Origin of the sequence: Falsiroseomonas algicola (assembly GCF_011040385.1) — a bacterium.
Lineage (GTDB): Bacteria > Pseudomonadota > Alphaproteobacteria > Acetobacterales > Acetobacteraceae > Falsiroseomonas > Falsiroseomonas algicola.
In genome coordinates this window covers 203,397-218,331 of the sequence record NZ_JAAIKB010000007.1, presented here as the reverse complement: position 1 = coordinate 218,331, position 14,935 = coordinate 203,397, and the positions used below count along the sequence as shown (strand labels likewise).

At 71.9% G+C, this 14,935-nt stretch carries 17 protein-coding genes; 4 read left to right on the top strand and 13 right to left on the bottom strand.

What is annotated here, in order from left to right; translation table 11 throughout:
• Positions 1-4 precede the first annotated feature (4 nt).
• From G3576_RS18425 to G3576_RS18390, 8 genes are all read right to left on the bottom strand, one after another.
• Positions 5-1,102 carry an ABC transporter ATP-binding protein gene (locus tag G3576_RS18425; RefSeq protein WP_164695897.1) on the bottom strand — a complete coding sequence of 366 codons (1,098 nt, stop codon included), beginning with the start codon at positions 1,100-1,102 and terminating at the stop codon, positions 5-7.
• 153 nt (positions 1,103-1,255) lie between these two features.
• Positions 1,256-1,879: an SMC-Scp complex subunit ScpB gene (gene scpB / locus G3576_RS18420; protein ID WP_164695896.1), complete on the bottom strand. Its 624-nt coding sequence runs from the start codon at positions 1,877-1,879 to the stop codon at positions 1,256-1,258.
• 22 nt (positions 1,880-1,901) lie between these two features.
• On the bottom strand, positions 1,902-2,672 hold the full coding sequence (locus tag G3576_RS18415) for a segregation and condensation protein A (RefSeq protein ID WP_164695895.1): 771 nt from the start codon (positions 2,670-2,672) through the stop codon (positions 1,902-1,904).
• A complete protein-coding gene (locus tag G3576_RS18410) occupies positions 2,672-3,373 on the bottom strand; it encodes a site-2 protease family protein (RefSeq protein WP_164695985.1) in 702 nt (233 codons plus the stop codon). The genes G3576_RS18415 and G3576_RS18410 overlap by 1 nt, the downstream gene beginning before the upstream one ends.
• Before the next feature lie 2 nt (positions 3,374-3,375).
• Positions 3,376-4,383 carry a beta-N-acetylhexosaminidase gene (gene nagZ, locus G3576_RS18405; RefSeq protein ID WP_164695894.1) on the bottom strand — a complete coding sequence of 336 codons (1,008 nt, stop codon included), beginning with the start codon at positions 4,381-4,383 and terminating at the stop codon, positions 3,376-3,378.
• 8 nt (positions 4,384-4,391) lie between these two features.
• Entirely contained in the window at positions 4,392-5,258 is an 867-nt protein-coding gene (locus tag G3576_RS18400) for an SPOR domain-containing protein (RefSeq protein ID WP_164695893.1), read from the bottom strand.
• Complete coding sequence (gene argS / locus G3576_RS18395) at positions 5,255-7,030, bottom strand: arginine--tRNA ligase (RefSeq protein ID WP_164695892.1); 1,776 nt, start codon at positions 7,028-7,030, stop codon at positions 5,255-5,257. The genes G3576_RS18400 and argS overlap by 4 nt, the downstream gene beginning before the upstream one ends.
• Before the next feature lie 31 nt (positions 7,031-7,061).
• On the bottom strand, positions 7,062-8,231 hold the full coding sequence (locus tag G3576_RS18390) for a deoxyguanosinetriphosphate triphosphohydrolase (protein ID WP_164695891.1): 1,170 nt from the start codon (positions 8,229-8,231) through the stop codon (positions 7,062-7,064).
• 104 nt (positions 8,232-8,335) lie between these two features.
• Here G3576_RS18390 and G3576_RS18385 point away from each other — a divergent pair, with 104 nt between their 5' ends.
• On the top strand, positions 8,336-8,683 hold the full coding sequence (locus G3576_RS18385; protein WP_164695890.1) for a HesB/IscA family protein: 348 nt from the start codon (positions 8,336-8,338) through the stop codon (positions 8,681-8,683).
• Positions 8,684-8,691: 8 nt separating this feature from the next.
• On the opposite strand, the gene G3576_RS18380 is transcribed toward G3576_RS18385, so the two are convergent.
• The gene (locus G3576_RS18380) at positions 8,692-10,350 is read right to left on the bottom strand and encodes a methyl-accepting chemotaxis protein (protein WP_164695889.1); all 1,659 of its coding nucleotides are present in this window, start codon (positions 10,348-10,350) and stop codon (positions 8,692-8,694) included.
• A 167-nt stretch (positions 10,351-10,517) separates the two neighbouring features.
• Between G3576_RS18380 and xth the strand changes: the two genes are divergently transcribed.
• Positions 10,518-11,294, top strand: a complete 777-nt coding sequence (xth, locus tag G3576_RS18375) for an exodeoxyribonuclease III (RefSeq protein WP_164695984.1) — start codon at positions 10,518-10,520, stop codon at positions 11,292-11,294.
• Position 11,295: 1 nt separating this feature from the next.
• On the opposite strand, the gene G3576_RS18370 is transcribed toward xth, so the two are convergent.
• Positions 11,296-11,565: a hypothetical protein gene (locus G3576_RS18370; protein WP_164695712.1), complete on the bottom strand. Its 270-nt coding sequence runs from the start codon at positions 11,563-11,565 to the stop codon at positions 11,296-11,298.
• Between the two features lie 137 nt (positions 11,566-11,702).
• On the bottom strand, positions 11,703-11,846 hold the full coding sequence (locus tag G3576_RS18365; protein WP_164695711.1) for a hypothetical protein: 144 nt from the start codon (positions 11,844-11,846) through the stop codon (positions 11,703-11,705).
• A gap of 244 nt (positions 11,847-12,090) precedes the next feature.
• On the opposite strand from G3576_RS18365, the gene G3576_RS18360 reads away from it, so the two are divergent.
• Positions 12,091-12,327, top strand: coding sequence for a phage baseplate assembly protein V (locus G3576_RS18360; protein ID WP_164695888.1), 237 nt, complete (start codon positions 12,091-12,093; stop codon positions 12,325-12,327).
• A gap of 3 nt (positions 12,328-12,330) precedes the next feature.
• Here the strand turns inward: G3576_RS18360 and ilvD are convergent, their stop codons facing one another.
• Positions 12,331-14,049, bottom strand: coding sequence for a dihydroxy-acid dehydratase (gene ilvD, locus G3576_RS18355; RefSeq protein WP_164695887.1), 1,719 nt, complete (start codon positions 14,047-14,049; stop codon positions 12,331-12,333).
• 125 nt (positions 14,050-14,174) lie between these two features.
• Between ilvD and G3576_RS18350 the strand changes: the two genes are divergently transcribed.
• Positions 14,175-14,744: a Uma2 family endonuclease gene (locus G3576_RS18350; RefSeq protein ID WP_164695886.1), complete on the top strand. Its 570-nt coding sequence runs from the start codon at positions 14,175-14,177 to the stop codon at positions 14,742-14,744.
• Between the two features lie 4 nt (positions 14,745-14,748).
• Here the strand turns inward: G3576_RS18350 and G3576_RS18345 are convergent, their stop codons facing one another.
• A complete protein-coding gene (locus G3576_RS18345; RefSeq protein ID WP_164695885.1) occupies positions 14,749-14,934 on the bottom strand; it encodes a hypothetical protein in 186 nt (61 codons plus the stop codon).
• Between the last annotated feature and the right edge of the window lies 1 nt (position 14,935).

Here is a 14,935-nt window from a genome sequence, read left to right as displayed (position 1 = left end):
CTATCTAGGGAGCCTCGGCCGGGAATACGAAGGCCCGTTGCGGGTCCATCGCGACGGAAACGCGTTCCCCCCGGTTCAGCCAGATGCCCGGCGGCAGCCGCGCATGCAGGTGCAGCAGCGCCCCCTGCCCGTCCGGCACCGCCAGATGGACCAGGGTCGTGGCGCCGAGCAGCCGGCACGCCTCCACCTCCGCCACCGCGCCGCAGCCCGCGAGATCACCGGCCAAGGGCTCCGCCGGACCATCGGCGGAAGGCGCCGTCATCACCCGCAGCCCCTCTGGCCTCAGCAGCACCTGCACGGGCTGGTTGCCGAGCGCTTCCGGCGCCGGGACGGTGCCGATCGGCGTCTCCGCCCGCCCGGCATGGAGTCGCGCGGGCAGGACATTCACCTCGCCCAGGAAGGTCGCGACGAAGCGGCTGGCGGGCGTGAGGTAGAGTTCGGCGGGGGTGCCGAGCTGCTCGATCTGGCCGGCATTCATCAGCGCGATGCGGTCGGCCATGAACATCGCCTCCTCCGCATCATGGGTCACGATCAGCGTCGCGATCCCCGCTTCCTGGAGGACATGCAGCGTGTCGTCCCGCACCTGCTCCCGCAGCCGGGCATCGAGGCTGGCAAAGGCCTCGTCCAGCAGCAGCACGGCGGGGCGCGGCGCCAGGGCGCGTGCCAGCGCCACCCGCTGCTGCTGCCCGCCCGAGAGCATGTGCGGCCAGGCGGCCGCGTAGCCTTCCAGGCCGACGCGGGCCAGCGCATCCATGATCCGCCACTTGCGCTGGCCGCGCGGGATGAAGCGCAGCCCGAAGGCGACGTTCTCCTCCACCGTGAGGTGGGGGAACAGCGCGTAGTCCTGGAAGACGAAGCCGACTCCGCGGCCCTCCGGCGGCGTCTCCCGCCCCGGCTCCGCGATCAGCTGCCCGCCCAGCGTGATCCGCCCGGCCTGGAGCGGCTCCAGCCCCGAGGCCAGGCGCAGCAGCGTCGTCTTGCCGCAGCCCGAGGGACCCAGAAGGCACAGGATCTCCCCCGGCCCGACATCCAGGTCGAGCCCGCGCAGCACCTGGCCGCGCTCGGGGTAGGCGTGCGAGACACCCTCGAATCGGATGCTCACGTGTTCATGCCCTCAGACGCCGGGCGCCGCCTCCGGCGGCTTGGCTTCGCGCGGGCCGCTGGCGCGCCGGGCCAAAAGGCTGGTTGGCGCGCGGGCCGCATTCGCGGCCTCGGCCGGCATGGCCGGCCGCCCCGGGAAGCGCGCTTCGTAGGGTCATTCCACCTTACCGTCGGCTTTGGGCTCTACCGTCTCATCCTTCGGCGCCTGCATCGCCGCCAGCAGCGGTGCCGCGGCGTCGGCGCTGACCAACTCCTCCCGCCGCGGCAGGTCGCGCAGCGACTTCAGGCCGAACTGCTCCAGGAAGCGCGTGGTGGTGCCCCAGAGGGTCGGGCGGCCCGGCACCTCCCGCTGTCCGCGCGGCGCGACCAGCCCGTGTTCCAGCAGCGATTCGAGCGTGGCCTGGGAGAGGCTTGCGCCGCGGATCTCCTCGATCTCCGCCCGCGTCACCGGCTGGTGCCAGGCGATCACGGCCAGGGCCTCCATGGCCGCGCGGGGCAGGCGCTTCGGCACCTCCACCACGCGGGTCAGGGCCGGGGCCAGCTCCGGCGCGGTCCGCAGCGCGAAGCCGCCGGCCACCTCCGTCAATGTCACGCCGCGGCCATCCAGCAGGATCGCGAGTTCCGCCAGCACGGCATCGGCCGCCTGGCCTTCCGGGAGCACCTGCTGAAGCCGGGCGGGCGCCAGCGGGCGATCCGTGGCGAAGAGGAGGGCCTCGGCGATGCGGATCGCCTCCGCCGTCACGGCGGGGGGCGCCTCGATCGCGTCGGGGACCAGCATCGGCTCCCCCTCCCCCTCCTCCTCAGGCGGCGCGCACATCCCGCTGACCCTCCACGGCCTCCGCGCGGCGCAGCAGGATGGGGCCGAAGGCCCGGTCCTGGCGCAGTTCCAGCGCGCCGCCGCGGGCCATCTCCAAGCCCGCGATGAGCGTGCTGGCAAGGGCCGCGCGGCGCTCCACCGGGTCCAGCGCCGCGTCATCCGGCATGAAGCGCTGCAGCACGGCCCAGGAGGGCAGCTCCCCCAGCACCTGGGACAGGCGCTGGATCGCCTCCTGCACCGTGAACAGCTTCCGCGGCTTGGGCCGGTAGGGCCGCTGCGCCAGCGCCCGCCGGCGCGCGGCGGCATAGGCCTGGCAGAGCGACGCCAGGTCCGCGCGGATGCCGGAGCGGTCCTCCACCGTCAGGCTCTCCGGCGCGCCGCGGGCGAAGACGTCCCGGCCCAGCTGCGGGCGGGCCTGCAACCAGGCGGCGCCGACGCGCATCGCCTCCAGCTCCGCCAGCCGGTCGGTCAGGCGGGCGGCGATGGCTTCCGGATCCTCCTGGTCGGCTGTCTCCTCCTTCGGCAGCAGCAGGCGGGATTTCAGCCAGGCGAGCCAGGCGGCCATGACCAGCCATTCCGCCTGCAACTCCAGCCGCATGCCGCGCGCCTGCTCGATGACCGCCAGGTACTGGTCGACCAGCGACACGATGGAGATGTTGGCGATGTCGAGCTTCTGCGACCGCGCGAGGTCCAGCAGCAGGTCGAGTGGCCCCTCATAGCCATCGAGCCGGAGATGCAGCACCGGATCCGTCATCAGCTGCCTCCGTGGCCAGAGAGGATGAACATGACGCGCAGCACCGGCAGGGCGACGTCGCGGATCAGCGTTCCCAGCGGATCGAAGCCCGTGATCAGGTGCGGCAGCACGAAGATCAGGCCGATGACGATCAGCAGGCCGAACCGCTCCAGCCCCGCCACGGCGCGCGCCAGCGGCGCCGGCAGGATGCCGACCAGGATGCGCCCGCCATCGAGGGGCGGCAGCGGCAGCAGGTTGAAGCAGGCGAGAATCACGTTGTAGAGCATGCTCAAGGCGATGAAGCGCAGCAGCCATTCCGTGCCGTCCTCCGGCAGCGAATCGGCCAGCGCCGTCACCCCATGGGCCGCGAGGCCGAAGCCCCAGGCAAGCACGAAGTTGATGGCCGGCCCCGCCGCCGCCACCAGCACCATGCCCCAGCGCGGGTTGCGCAGCCGCCAGATGTTCACCGGCACGGGCTTGGCCCAGCCGAACATCGCCTCCACCCGCCCGATGGTCAGCAGCTGCGAGACCAGCAGGAAGGCCGGCAGCAGGATGGTGCCGACCGGGTCGATGTGGCGGATCGGGTTGAGGCTGACCCGCCCCATCTCCGCCGCCGTGCTGTCGCCCAAAGCCTTGGCCGCATAGCCATGCGCGGCCTCATGCAGGGTGATGGCGAGGATCGCGGCGAGCGCGATCGCCGCGATCTCCCCCACCCATTCCATGATCACGAGGAGACGGCCAGCAGCGTGTCCCGCGCCGCGACCAGGGCGGCCGGGTTGAGCGGGCGCGATGCCGCGGCGGTGGCCGCGCGGGCGGCGGCAAGGCGGCGCGACGCCGCCTCCGACAGCGGCGGGCAGGTGGCGAGGATGGCCGCCGTTTCCGCCAGCACCCCCGTGCAATGCAGCACCAGGTCGCAGCCCGCCCGCACCGTGTCGCCTGCCAGGTCGTTGGAAAGCCCCGCCATGGCGCCCATGGCCAGGTCGTCCGAGACCAGCACGCCATCGAAGCCGATCTCGCCCCGGATCACGTCCCGGATCAGGCCGGGGGAGAGCGTCGCAGGCAGCCGCGCATCAAGGGCGGGATAGAGGATATGGGCCGTCATGGCCCAGAGCCCGTCGCCGCCGCCATCGGCGCAGATCCGACGAAAGGCCTCGATATCCGGGGCCAGGGTGGCGCGGTCGCAGTCCACGACGGGCAGGCTTTCGTGGCTGTCCACCCGGGCGCGGCCATGGCCGGGGATGTGCTTGATGACGGGGATGCAGCCGGCCTGGCGCAGCCCGCTGATCCAGGCGGCGCCGAGCCGCGCCACCTCCTCCGGGTCGGCGCTGAAGGCGCGGTCGCCGATCACCTGGTGCATGCCGGGCAGCCGCAGGTCGAGCAGCGGCGCGCAGACCACGTCGAGCCCGGCCGCCGCGCATTCCATGCCGATGAGGGCGGCATTCGCCTCCGCCGTCGTCTCGGGCCTACCCTCGAAGGTCGCGGCGGGGGGGAAGTCCGGCCAGTGCGGCGGGCGCAGCCGCGCGACGCGGCCACCCTCCTGGTCGATGAGGATCGGCGCCTCCGCGCCCAGCTCCGTGCGCAGCGACTCCGTCAGGGCGCGCAGCTGCACGGGGTCCTGGACGTTGCGGCGGAACAGGATGGCGCCGGCGGGGCGATGGCGGCGGAACAGCGCCACCTCCTCCGCCGAGAGCGCCGGGCCGGCGATGCCGACCACGGCGGCGAGTGCGGTCATGGGCTGTCTCAGCGCACGGGGATGCAGGTGGCGCCGCGGGCGCGGACCTGTTCGCAGAACTCGCGCGCCGCATCCTGGTCGGCGAAGCCGCCGGTGCGGAGGCGGAAGAGCGGTGCCTGGCCGTCGCGGTCGAGGCGCGTCACGGCGGGGCTGCGGCCCTGGAAGAGCTCGGGCGCACGGCGGGCGACGCGGTCCCATTCGGCGCGGGCGCTGTCCTCGCTGGTCAGGGCGGCGATCTGCACCTGGACGCGGCCGGAACCGGCCGGCCGCGCGGGCGGCGTCACGGCGGTAGCGGCTGGAGCCGCGGCGGGCGGTGTCGCGGCCGGCGGCGCGGCCTGGCGCGCGGCAACCTGCGGCGTGGCGGGCTGGGCGGCGGGGGCATTGCCATTGGCGGGCGGCGTCGCGGCGGGCGCAGGGGTTGCCGGCGCAGCCACACCCGGGGCGGTCTGCCCCGGCACCACCTGCCCCGGTCGCGGCGCGGGCTGCGGCGGCCAGGTCGGCGCGGGGGCGATCACGGGCGGCGGCGCCACGGCAGCGCGGAGCCCGCCGATATTCGGCGCCTCGGCCTCCGGCGCCAGGCCTGGCGCACGGGCGGTTGCGGCGTTGCCCTGGGCGCGCTGGCCGGGCCGTTCGAGCACGAGTTCGGACTGGTTGGGAACGCGAAGGCCGCCGGGATCGCTGGGCCGGACCTTGAAGGGCCGGGGATCAGCCTCCACCAGCGGCACGCTGCGGGTGCCGATACGCTGGATCGCCCACCACCCCGCCGCGCCGGCGGCGACGAAGGCCAGCACGCCCCCCGCCATGGCGATCATGCGCCATGGCACGGTCGAGGCCGGCCGGTGCAGGCGATAGGAAGGCACCATCGCGTCGCTCATCGCATCTCCTCGACGGGTTCCACCCCCATGACCGCGAGGCCGGAGCGGAGGATGGTCGCCGTGGCCGCCACCAGCGCCAACCGCGCCCGTGTCGCCTCCGGCTCCTCCGCCCGGATGAAGCGCAACGTGGAATCGTCACGCCCCCTGTTCCACAATACATGAAAATCGCTGGCCAAGTCTTGGAGAAAGAACGCGATTCGGTGAGGTTCCCGCGCCGCGGCAGCGGCCTCCACCGTCCGCGGCCAGCCGGCCATGCGGCGGATCAGGGCGAGTTCGGCGGGGTCCGTGAGCGCGGTCAGCGGCGCCTCCGCCAGCCCGGCCAGCGCCGGGTCGCCGGCCTGGCGCAGCACGGACCGGCAGCGGGCATGGGCGTACTGGACGTAGAAGACGGGGTTGTCCCGGCTCTGCTCCACGACCTTGTCCAGGTCGAATTCCATCTGCGCGTCGGCCTTGCGCGTCAGCATGGTGAAGCGGACGGCGTCCTTGCCGACCTCATCGATCAGGTCGCGCAGCGTGATGTAGGTGCCGGCGCGCTTCGACATGCGCACCGGCTCGCCATTCTTCATGACGTGGACGATCTGCGTCAGTACGACGTCGAGCGAGACCTTGCGGTCCGACAGCGCCGCGACCGCGGCCTGCATGCGCTTCACATAGCCGCCATGGTCGGCGCCCCAGACCTGCACCAGCTGCGGGAAGCCGCGCTCGATCTTGGCCAGGTGGTTGGCGACGTCATTGGCGAAATAGGTGCCGGAGCCGTCCGACTTCCGCAGCGGGCGATCGACGTCGTCGCCGAACTGGGTCGCGCGGAACAGCACCTGCGGCCGCGGCTCCCAGTCATCCGGCGTCTTGCCCTTCGGCGGCTCCAGCACGCCGGTATAGATCAGCTCCTTGGCGGTCAGCGCGGCCTCCGCCTTCTCCAGCCAGCCCTCGGCCACGACCTGCCGCTCACTGATGAAGACGTCGTGCTGCACGCCGAGGGCGGCGAGGTCGTCGCGGATGGCGGACATCATCGCCTCCACCGTGAAGTCGCGTACGGTGTCGAGCCACAGCGAGGGATCGGCCGGGGTCGCGCCAGGACCCGACAGCGTGTCCTTGAAGATCTGGCGCAGCGCGACACCGACGGGGACCAAATAGTCGCCGCGGTATTGCAGGCCGGATGGCGTGGCGGCGGCGTAGTCCTCCTCCGTCATCGTCGTGCCCAGCGCCTGGAGGTATCGCCAATAGGCGGCATAGGCGAGCGCCAGCACCTGCGCGCCGGCATCGTTGACGTAGTATTCCCGCGTGACGTCGAAGCCCGCCTTGCGCAGCAGCAGCGCCAGCGCATCGCCGACGACGGCGCCGCGGCAATGGCCGACATGCATGGGCCCGGTCGGGTTGGCGGAGACGTATTCGACATTGACCGGCCCCCCTTCCCGCTTCGGCCCATCGCCATAGGCCGGGCCGGCGGCCAGCACGGCCGGGACGACGGAACGGGTGAAATCCTCGGTCAGCTTGATGTTCACGAAGCCAGGGCCAGCCGGCGTCGCGGAGACGACGACCGGCAGCGCCGCCAGCTTCTCGCAGAGGCTCGCGGCCAGCTTCGGCGGCGGCACCTTCGCGGCCTTGGCGACGACCATCGCGGCATTGGTCGCCATGTCGCCATGCGCCGCGTCGCGCGGCGGCTCCACCAGCACGCGGGCGAAATTCTCCGGCGGCAATTCGGGCAGCAGCGCCGACAGCGCCTCCACCACATGGGCGCGCATGGCGGCGAAGAGGTCGTGGGTCGGGGTCATCGATACGCTTTCGGTCAGGCTCGGGCTTGGTTCAGCCGGGAATGGTCGGGTCCGTCAGCCGCTTGTGCTCCTCGAGCGCATAGCGGTCCGTCATCCCCGCGAGGTAGTCGCACACCGCGCGCGCGGCGGCCTGGCTGCCGGGCTCGCCGGCCTTCTGCTGCCACCAGGGCGGCAGCAGGCGGGGTTCGCCATGCAGCAGGCTGAACAGCACCTGCAGCGCCCGCTTGCATTTCTGCGTGGTGCGGTTGACGCGCCAGTGGCGGTACATGCGCTGGAAGAGGAAGGCGCGGAGGTCGTTGTTCGCTTCCAGCATGGCGTCGGAGAAGGCGACCACCGGCCGGTCATGCGCCCGGATGTCGGCCGCCGTCTTCGGCTGCAGGGCCGCGATGCGGCGGCGCGTCTCCGCCACCACGTCGTTCACCATGGCGTTGATCACGCGGCGAACCACCTCGCTGGTCGCGCGATCCTTGGGCAGCGTCGGGTGCTGGCGCTTCGCTTCCTCGAAGGCGGTCTTCACCAGCGGCAGCGTCGCCGCCTCCTCCAGCGTGAAGAGCCCGGCCTTCACGCCATCATCGAGGTCATGGTTGTTGTAGGCGATGTCATCCGCCAGCGCGGCCACCTGCGCCTCGGCACTCGCATGGGTGGTCAGGTCCAGCGGGTGCAGGCGGTCATATTCGACGATGTAGGGGGAAGGCCGCCGCAGCGGGCCGTTGTGCTTGGCCAGCCCTTCCAGCGTCTCCCAGGTCAGGTTCAGCCCGTCGAAGCCGGCATAGCGGGTTTCCAGCAGCGTGACGGCCTTGAGGGACTGCGCGTTGTGGTCAAAGCCGCCATGCGGCTTCATCGCGGCATCCAGCGCATCCTCCCCGGCATGGCCGAAGGGGGGGTGGCCGAGGTCATGGGCCAGCGCCAGCGCCTCCGCCAGGTCTTCCTCCAGCGCCAGTTCCCGGGCGACGGAGCGGGCGATCTGCGCCACCTCCAGGCTGTGCGTCAGCCGCGTCCGGAAATGGTCGCCCTCGTGATAGACGAAGACCTGGGTCTTGTACTGCAGGCGGCGGAAGGCGGTGGCGTGGATGATGCGGTCGCGGTCGCGCTGGAAGGGCGAGCGTGCGCCGCCGGCGGGCTCGGCATGCAGCCGGCCGCGCGAATCACTGGCCCTGACCGCCCAAGGGGCCAGGCCGTCCGGAAGCCGCGTCGGGTCCATCCGACAGGCCGTAGCACCGGCCGCGCCGAAGGGGCAACATCGCCGCGGGCGTGGAAACCGCGGCGGGACCATCCTATCTTGTCAGCCAAGGAGTACCGGGCCCCATGGATACGAATGTCAGCACTGGCTTCCGCGTGACACCCCGCGCCGCCGCCCAGGTGGCGGAGATCGCGGCGCGGGAAGGCCGGCCGGGTGCCGGGCTGCGCCTGGCGGTGGATGCGGGCGGCTGCTCCGGCTTCCAGTACAAGTTCGGGCTGGAGGATGCGCCGGCCGCCGATGACCTGGTGGTCGAACAGGCGGGGGCGCGCGTCTTCGTCGATCCCGTCAGCCTCGACCTGCTGGCAGGCGCTGAGCTGGATTGGACGGAGGCGCTGATCGGCGCCCATTTCGCCGTGAAGAACCCCCAGGCCGTCTCCGCCTGCGGCTGCGGGACCAGCTTCAGCGTGGGCTGACCGGCCGCTCAGGCGGCCAGCCTTCGCCCCAACAAGCCGATCGCGGCCTGCAGCCGCCGCTCCTGCGCCGGATCGACCGTCCCGAAGCCGAGGCGCAGGCCCGGTGACGTGCCCACGACCTCCACCGCCAGCGCCAGCCCGGGCTCCACCTCCAGCAGGTGAAGCGTGGCACGGCTGCCCTGGCGCAGCGCTGGCAGGGCCTCCACCAGCGCCGCGCCGCCCAGCGACAGGTCGCGGAGCGTGACGGCGGCGGGCGCCGCCAGGAGCGGCGATTCGAGCCGCGCCGGCACGCTGCCCGCGACGCGCGGATGCTCCCGCCGATCAACCTCGGGCGCCGATTCCCGTACCACCCGGGTCAGCATCTGCCGCAGCACATCGAGCGACGCGCGCGCCTGCTCGGCCCCGTCCTGGACCCGGCCGGCCCGGTGGCCCGTATCGGTCGTCAACCCGGCGACAACGGCGATCCGGCCACCCACCGCCTCCGTCGCCTCGGACGCCGCGCCGACCGCACGAGCGATTTCCTGCGTCGCGGCGCTCTGTTCCTCCATGGCCGCGGCAATCGCGGCAGCGGCCTGGTCGATGCCGGACACCGCATCCGCCATCTCCCGCACCGCGGCGACGGCATGGCCGGTGGCAGCGGAGACTTCCTGCACCTGCCGGCTGATCTCCTCCGTCGCCTTCGCCGTCTGGGCAGCGAGGCTCTTCACCTCCCCGGCCACCACGGCAAAGCCCTTGCCGGCCTCGCCGGCGCGCGCCGCCTCGATCGTGGCGTTGAGCGCCAGCAGGTTCGTCTGCGCCGCGATGTCCGCGATCAGGCGCGCGATGCCGCCGATGCGCTCGACCTCCGCAGCCAGGGTCGCGATCCGGGTCCGGCCTTCCTCCCCATGGGTGGCGGCGAGCCGGGTGGCGCGCGTGGCGCCATCCACCTGCTGCGCGATCTCCCTGATGGAGAGGCCGAGCTGGTCGGTCGCCTCGGCCACCGCCTGGACATTCACCTGCGCCTGCTGCGCCGCGTCCCGTACCGCTGCGCTGTCGGCGGCAACCTGGGCGGCGGACCGCGCCATCTCGGTCGCCTCCCCCGCCATCACATCCATGCCGGCGGAGATTTCGCTGACCGCCTTGTCGCTCTCGGCCTCCACCCGCGTCGCCATGGCGCGCATCGAACTGGCGCGCGACTCGGCCTCGCCGGTCGTGAAGGTCTCGAGCAGCAATTCGCAATGCAGCCAGCTGAGGCGCGACAGGGATCGGGCGAGTGCCAGCCGCTCGGCATCCCGCGAGCGGGACAGCAGCCCCCCGCCCGCGTCCAGCTTGAGCGCGGCCATCACCCCGTTGATCACGGTCACGGCGCAGAGTGCCACGCCGAAGATCGGCAGCCCGTGCCGGTGGAGCATGGAACCGAGCGTCCGCGCGGATGCGAGGAAGCCCTCGTCCAGCCGGCCGCAGATCACCCGCTGCCAGTGGCTGACGCGGAAGGCGTGGACTTCCGGATGGCCGAGGATGGCCGCGATCTCCGGCCAGGCGGCTACCTTGGCGCCGAGCCCCGCGATGACGCCCGGCAGGTCCCGCTGCGCGAACTCCTCCAGCGCTGAAACCCGCGCAAGGTCCGCCTCCGTCAACTCAAAGGCGGCGAAGCGCTTGAGCAATTCCGGGGGAACCACAACCGCCATCACGTCATCCTTCCTGCGCTGCCCGCCGCCGGGCGCAGCAGCACCGCCCGGGTGTGCGGCCAGCATGCCAGAGTGGGGTTAACGAAGGCCGAGCCCGCCGACACAGCCCGGCAGCCCGGCCAAGCCGGTTGATCCGGCCGCAAGGCCGGCGCAGTGTCCGGCGCATGATCCGCCTCGCCAGCTTCAACGTGAACTCCGTCCGCAAGCGGGCGCCGCATATCCTGCGCTTCCTGGCGCGGCAGCAGCCGGACCTGCTGTTCCTGCAGGAACTGAAGTGCAAGACGGAGGAGTTCCCGGCGCTGGAACTCGGCGCCTCCGGCTACCGCATGAAGGCCGTGGGCCAGCAGGGTGGCCGCAACGGCGTGGCGGTCCTGGCGAAGCCGGGTGTTGAGTTTGAGGTGGTGGCGGAGGCCCTGCCCGGCGACGACTCCGACAGCCAGGCCCGTTACATCGAGGTCTCGGCGCGGGGCATGAACCTCGCCGGCATCTACCTGCCCAATGGCAATTCCGGCGGTGACGAGGGCTACGCCTACAAGCTCCGCTGGATGGAGCGGCTGCGCCTGCTGGCGCGGGAGAGGCTGGACAGCTTCACCCCCTACGCCGTGCTGGGCGACTTCAATGTCTGCCCGACCGCGCTGGACCTGGCGCCGGGCGCCCTGCCGCCGACCGATGCGCTGGTCCGGCCGGAGACGCGGGCGGCCTGGCGGGCGCTCGAGAATCTCGGCCTGACCGACGCGCTGCGCGCGCTGCACCCGGGGGAGCGGACCTATACCTACTGGGACTATGGCAGCGCCTTCGAGCGCAATGCGGGGCTGCGCATCGACCACGCCCTCCTCTCCGCCGAGTTGGCGGAGAGGCTTTCGGCGGCTGTGGTGGATGTCGATCCCCGCGCGGAGGAAAGCCCCTCCGACCACACGCCGCTCATCGTCGACATCGACGACTGACCTACCAGCGGCGATCCCAGTCGCGGCGGTGGTGATGGTGCCGCGGCGGCGGGCCCCAGTGGCGGGGCGGCGGCGCGTAGTAGGGGCGATAGACCGGCTGCGGGCGGTAATAGGGCCGCGGCGGGGGCGGCGGCGCGTAGTAGGGCCGCGCATAGCCGTAGCCGCCGCCATAGTAGCCGCCCCCATGCACCGGGGTCAGGTCGCCGGCGATGACGCAGCCGGGGGCGAAGGCCAGGGGCAGGACGAGAAGCAGCGCGCGAAGGCGTTGCATGACCGGTCTCCGGCGGCGGGGATGAAGGTTGTAAGGCGATTCCGCCGCGCCTGATGATGAAACGCCCGCCCCGTGCCGGGCTCGGGGCGGGATCAGGGCGATGTCACGGCGATGACGGCGGGTTCATGGCAGGCGCCTCACCAGCCGCGATAGGGCCGGTAGCCGTAGGCGCGCGGGCCATAATAGGGGCGCGGCGCGTAGTAGACCGGCGGCGGGGGCGGCGCGTAATAGGCCGGCGGCGGCGCCCGGTAGGCATAGGGCGGCGGAACCTCGGCGACCACGCAACCCGGCAATCCGGCCAGGCCCGCCAGCAGCAGCAGGGGGCGAAGCGTCTTTATCGTGGGGGCTCCTCTCGGCACGCCCTTCCAACGCCCGAGGCGCCGGAATGTTTGCGGGCCGTCCTGGTGGCGCGGCCTGGATCGACCGGGCTTCCCTCCCTAGGCTCGGACCATGGCGATCCCGGGGAGGCCGCGCGGCTGGCGCGTGGCCGCATCGTGGCGGGTCGCCGCAGGAGGAAGCCGCGCCATGCCCGCCTTCCACGGCCTGTACCGGGCCAGCGTCGTCAATACCGGTGACCCGATGGGCCAGGGCCGGCTCCAGGTCCAGGTGCCGGCCGTGAGCGGCGGGGCCAGCCAATGGGCCCTGCCCTGCCGCCCGCCGGCGGCGACGCGCCAGACCGCCGCGCCCGCGGTCGGCGCGACGGTCTGGGTGATGTTCGAGGGCGGAGATGCGTCCCGCCCCGTCTGGATGGGCGTGCTGTAGCGCCTACTGGTCGGCGTAGACGTGGCTCTCCCCGGCCGCGCCGGGATGCGTCACGGCACCCTGGGAGGCGGGGCCGACGAGCTGCGCGTATTTCCAGAGCGCGCCGCTGGTGTAGTCCGTCTTCCGCGGCGTCCAGGCAGCGCGGCGGGCGGCGAGTTCCGCCTCGGGGATCATCACGTCGATCGTCCCCTTCTCAGCATCGATGACGATGGGGTCGCCATTCTTCAGCAGCGCGATCGGGCCGCCGACCGCCGCTTCCGGCCCCACATGGCCGATGCAGAAGCCGCGGGTGGCGCCGCTGAAGCGGCCATCGGTGATGAGGGCCACCTTGTCGCCCATGCCCTGGCCATAGATGGCGGAGGTGGTGGACAGCATCTCCCGCATGCCCGGCCCGCCCTTCGGGCCTTCGTAGCGGATGATGATGACGTCGCCGGGCTTGTAGGCGCGCATGTCCACGGCCTTGAAGGCATCCTCCTCGCAATCGAAGCAGAGCGCCGTGCCCTCGAAGCGGAGGTTCTTCATGCCCGCGATCTTCACGATGGCGCCTTCGGGGGCCAGCGTGCCCTTCAGCGAGACGACGCCGCCGATGGGGGAGACGGGATCGGAGGTCGGGCGCACCACATCCTGGTCGCGCGGCACGATCACCTCCCGGTGGTTCTCCGCCAGCGACTTGCCCGTCACGGTGATGGCGTCGCCGCGGAGGTAGCCGCCTTCCAGCAGCGCCTTGATGATGACGGGCACGCCGCCGACGTTGAAGACATCGAGCGCGACATACTTCCCGCCCGGCTTGAGGTCGGCGATGTGCGGCGTGGCGCGCATGATCTCGGCCACGTCGTGGATGTCGAACTTGATGCCGGCCTCATGCGCGATGGCGGGCAGGTGCAGCGCCGAGTTGGTGGACCCGCCTGTCGCGCCGACGATCGCGGCGGCGTTGAACAGCGCGTCCTTCGTGACGATGTCGCGCGGCCGCAGGTTGCGACGGATCAGCTCCACCACCGCCTTGCCGGATTCGACGGCCCAATGGTCCCGCCGCTGGTCGGGCGCGGGGGCACCGGCGGAGCCGGGCAGCGCCAGGCCGATGACTTCGGAAATGCAGGCCATGGTGTTGGCCGTGAACTGGCCGCCGCAGGCGCCGGCGCCGGGGCAGGCGTGCTCCTCCAGCTCCTGCAGCTCCTCGTCCGACATGTTGCCGGCGGCGTGCTGGCCGACCGCCTCGAACACATCGAGCACCGTGACATCGCGGCCGCGATGCCGGCCCGGCATGATGGAGCCGCCATACATGAAGACGGAGGGGACGTTGAGGCGCACCATCGCCATCATCAGCCCGGGCAGCGTCTTGTCGCAGCCGCCGAGGCCCACCAGCGCGTCATAGCAATGGCCGCGCATGGTCAGCTCCACGCTGTCCGCGATGATGTCGCGCGACGCGAGGGACGACTTCATGGATTGGTGGCCCATGGCGATGCCGTCGGTCACCGTGATGGTGGTGAATTCGCGGGGCGTGGCACCTGCCTCCTTCACGCCGACCTTCACCGACTGCGCCTGGCGGGAGAGGGCGATGTTGCAGGGCGCGGCCTCGTTCCAGCAGGTGGCGACGCCGACGAAGGGCTGGGCGATCTCCTCCTTCGTCAGGCCCATGGCGTAGTAGTAGCTGCGATGCGGCGCGCGTTCCGGCCCCACGGTGGTGTGGCGGCTGGGCAGCCTGGACTTGTCCCACTGGGTCATTCTGGCGGTCTTCCCTGTTCCCGTCGGCGCGTTCCCTGTCCCGGCCAGGGCCGCCCGATCCCTCGCCTTGCCTGCCACAAGGCGCGCTTGCGGGTAAGGGGGGATGGTGGCGTAGGATGCGGCGCATGTCGGAACGGCCGGAGATGCCGCCCGGGCTGCTGACCATCCGCGAATTCATGGAGTGGGTCGACCGGCAGCCGAAGGGTACCTATGAGCTGGTCGCTGGCCGCGTCGTGGTGGAGGCCATGGCGCCGGGCCTGATTCGGCACGCCCGCACCAAGATGGCAGCCACCCTAGCTCTCCGATCCGCCTTACGTGCAGCGGGCAGCGGTTGCGACGCCTTTATCGACGGCATCGGCATCCAGGTGGGCTCCGACACCATCCGGATCCCCGATGCCTCGGTGAATTGCGGGCCGGTGCCGGACAATGACAGCCGGCTCCTGCCGCAGCCCGTGATCGTGGTGGAGGTCCTGTCCCCCTCGACCCATCGGGAGGACACCGTTGGCAAGTTCCGCGATTATTTCCGCGTCCCTTCCATCCGCCACTACCTGATCCTCGACCCGGAGGCGCTGGTCGTGCTGCATCACCGGCGCGACGAGAACGGCGCGGTGCAGAGCGCGATCCTCGGCGCCGGGCCCCTCACCCTCGACCCGCCCGGGATCACCGTCCAGGTCGAGAGCCTCTTCGAAGACTGAGGCGTCAGCCCATCGCCAGCAGGTAGCCGACGCCGAGCGCGAGACCGACCAGCGCCATCAGCGCCTGCGCCTCCGCCTTGCTCAGCACATGCTTGCCGATCCGCCGCCCCGTGATCTGCGGCGTGCCGAGCAGCACGGGGAAGCTGAACAGGATGATGGCGCCGAACAGCTTCAGCGTGCCGGCGTCCATC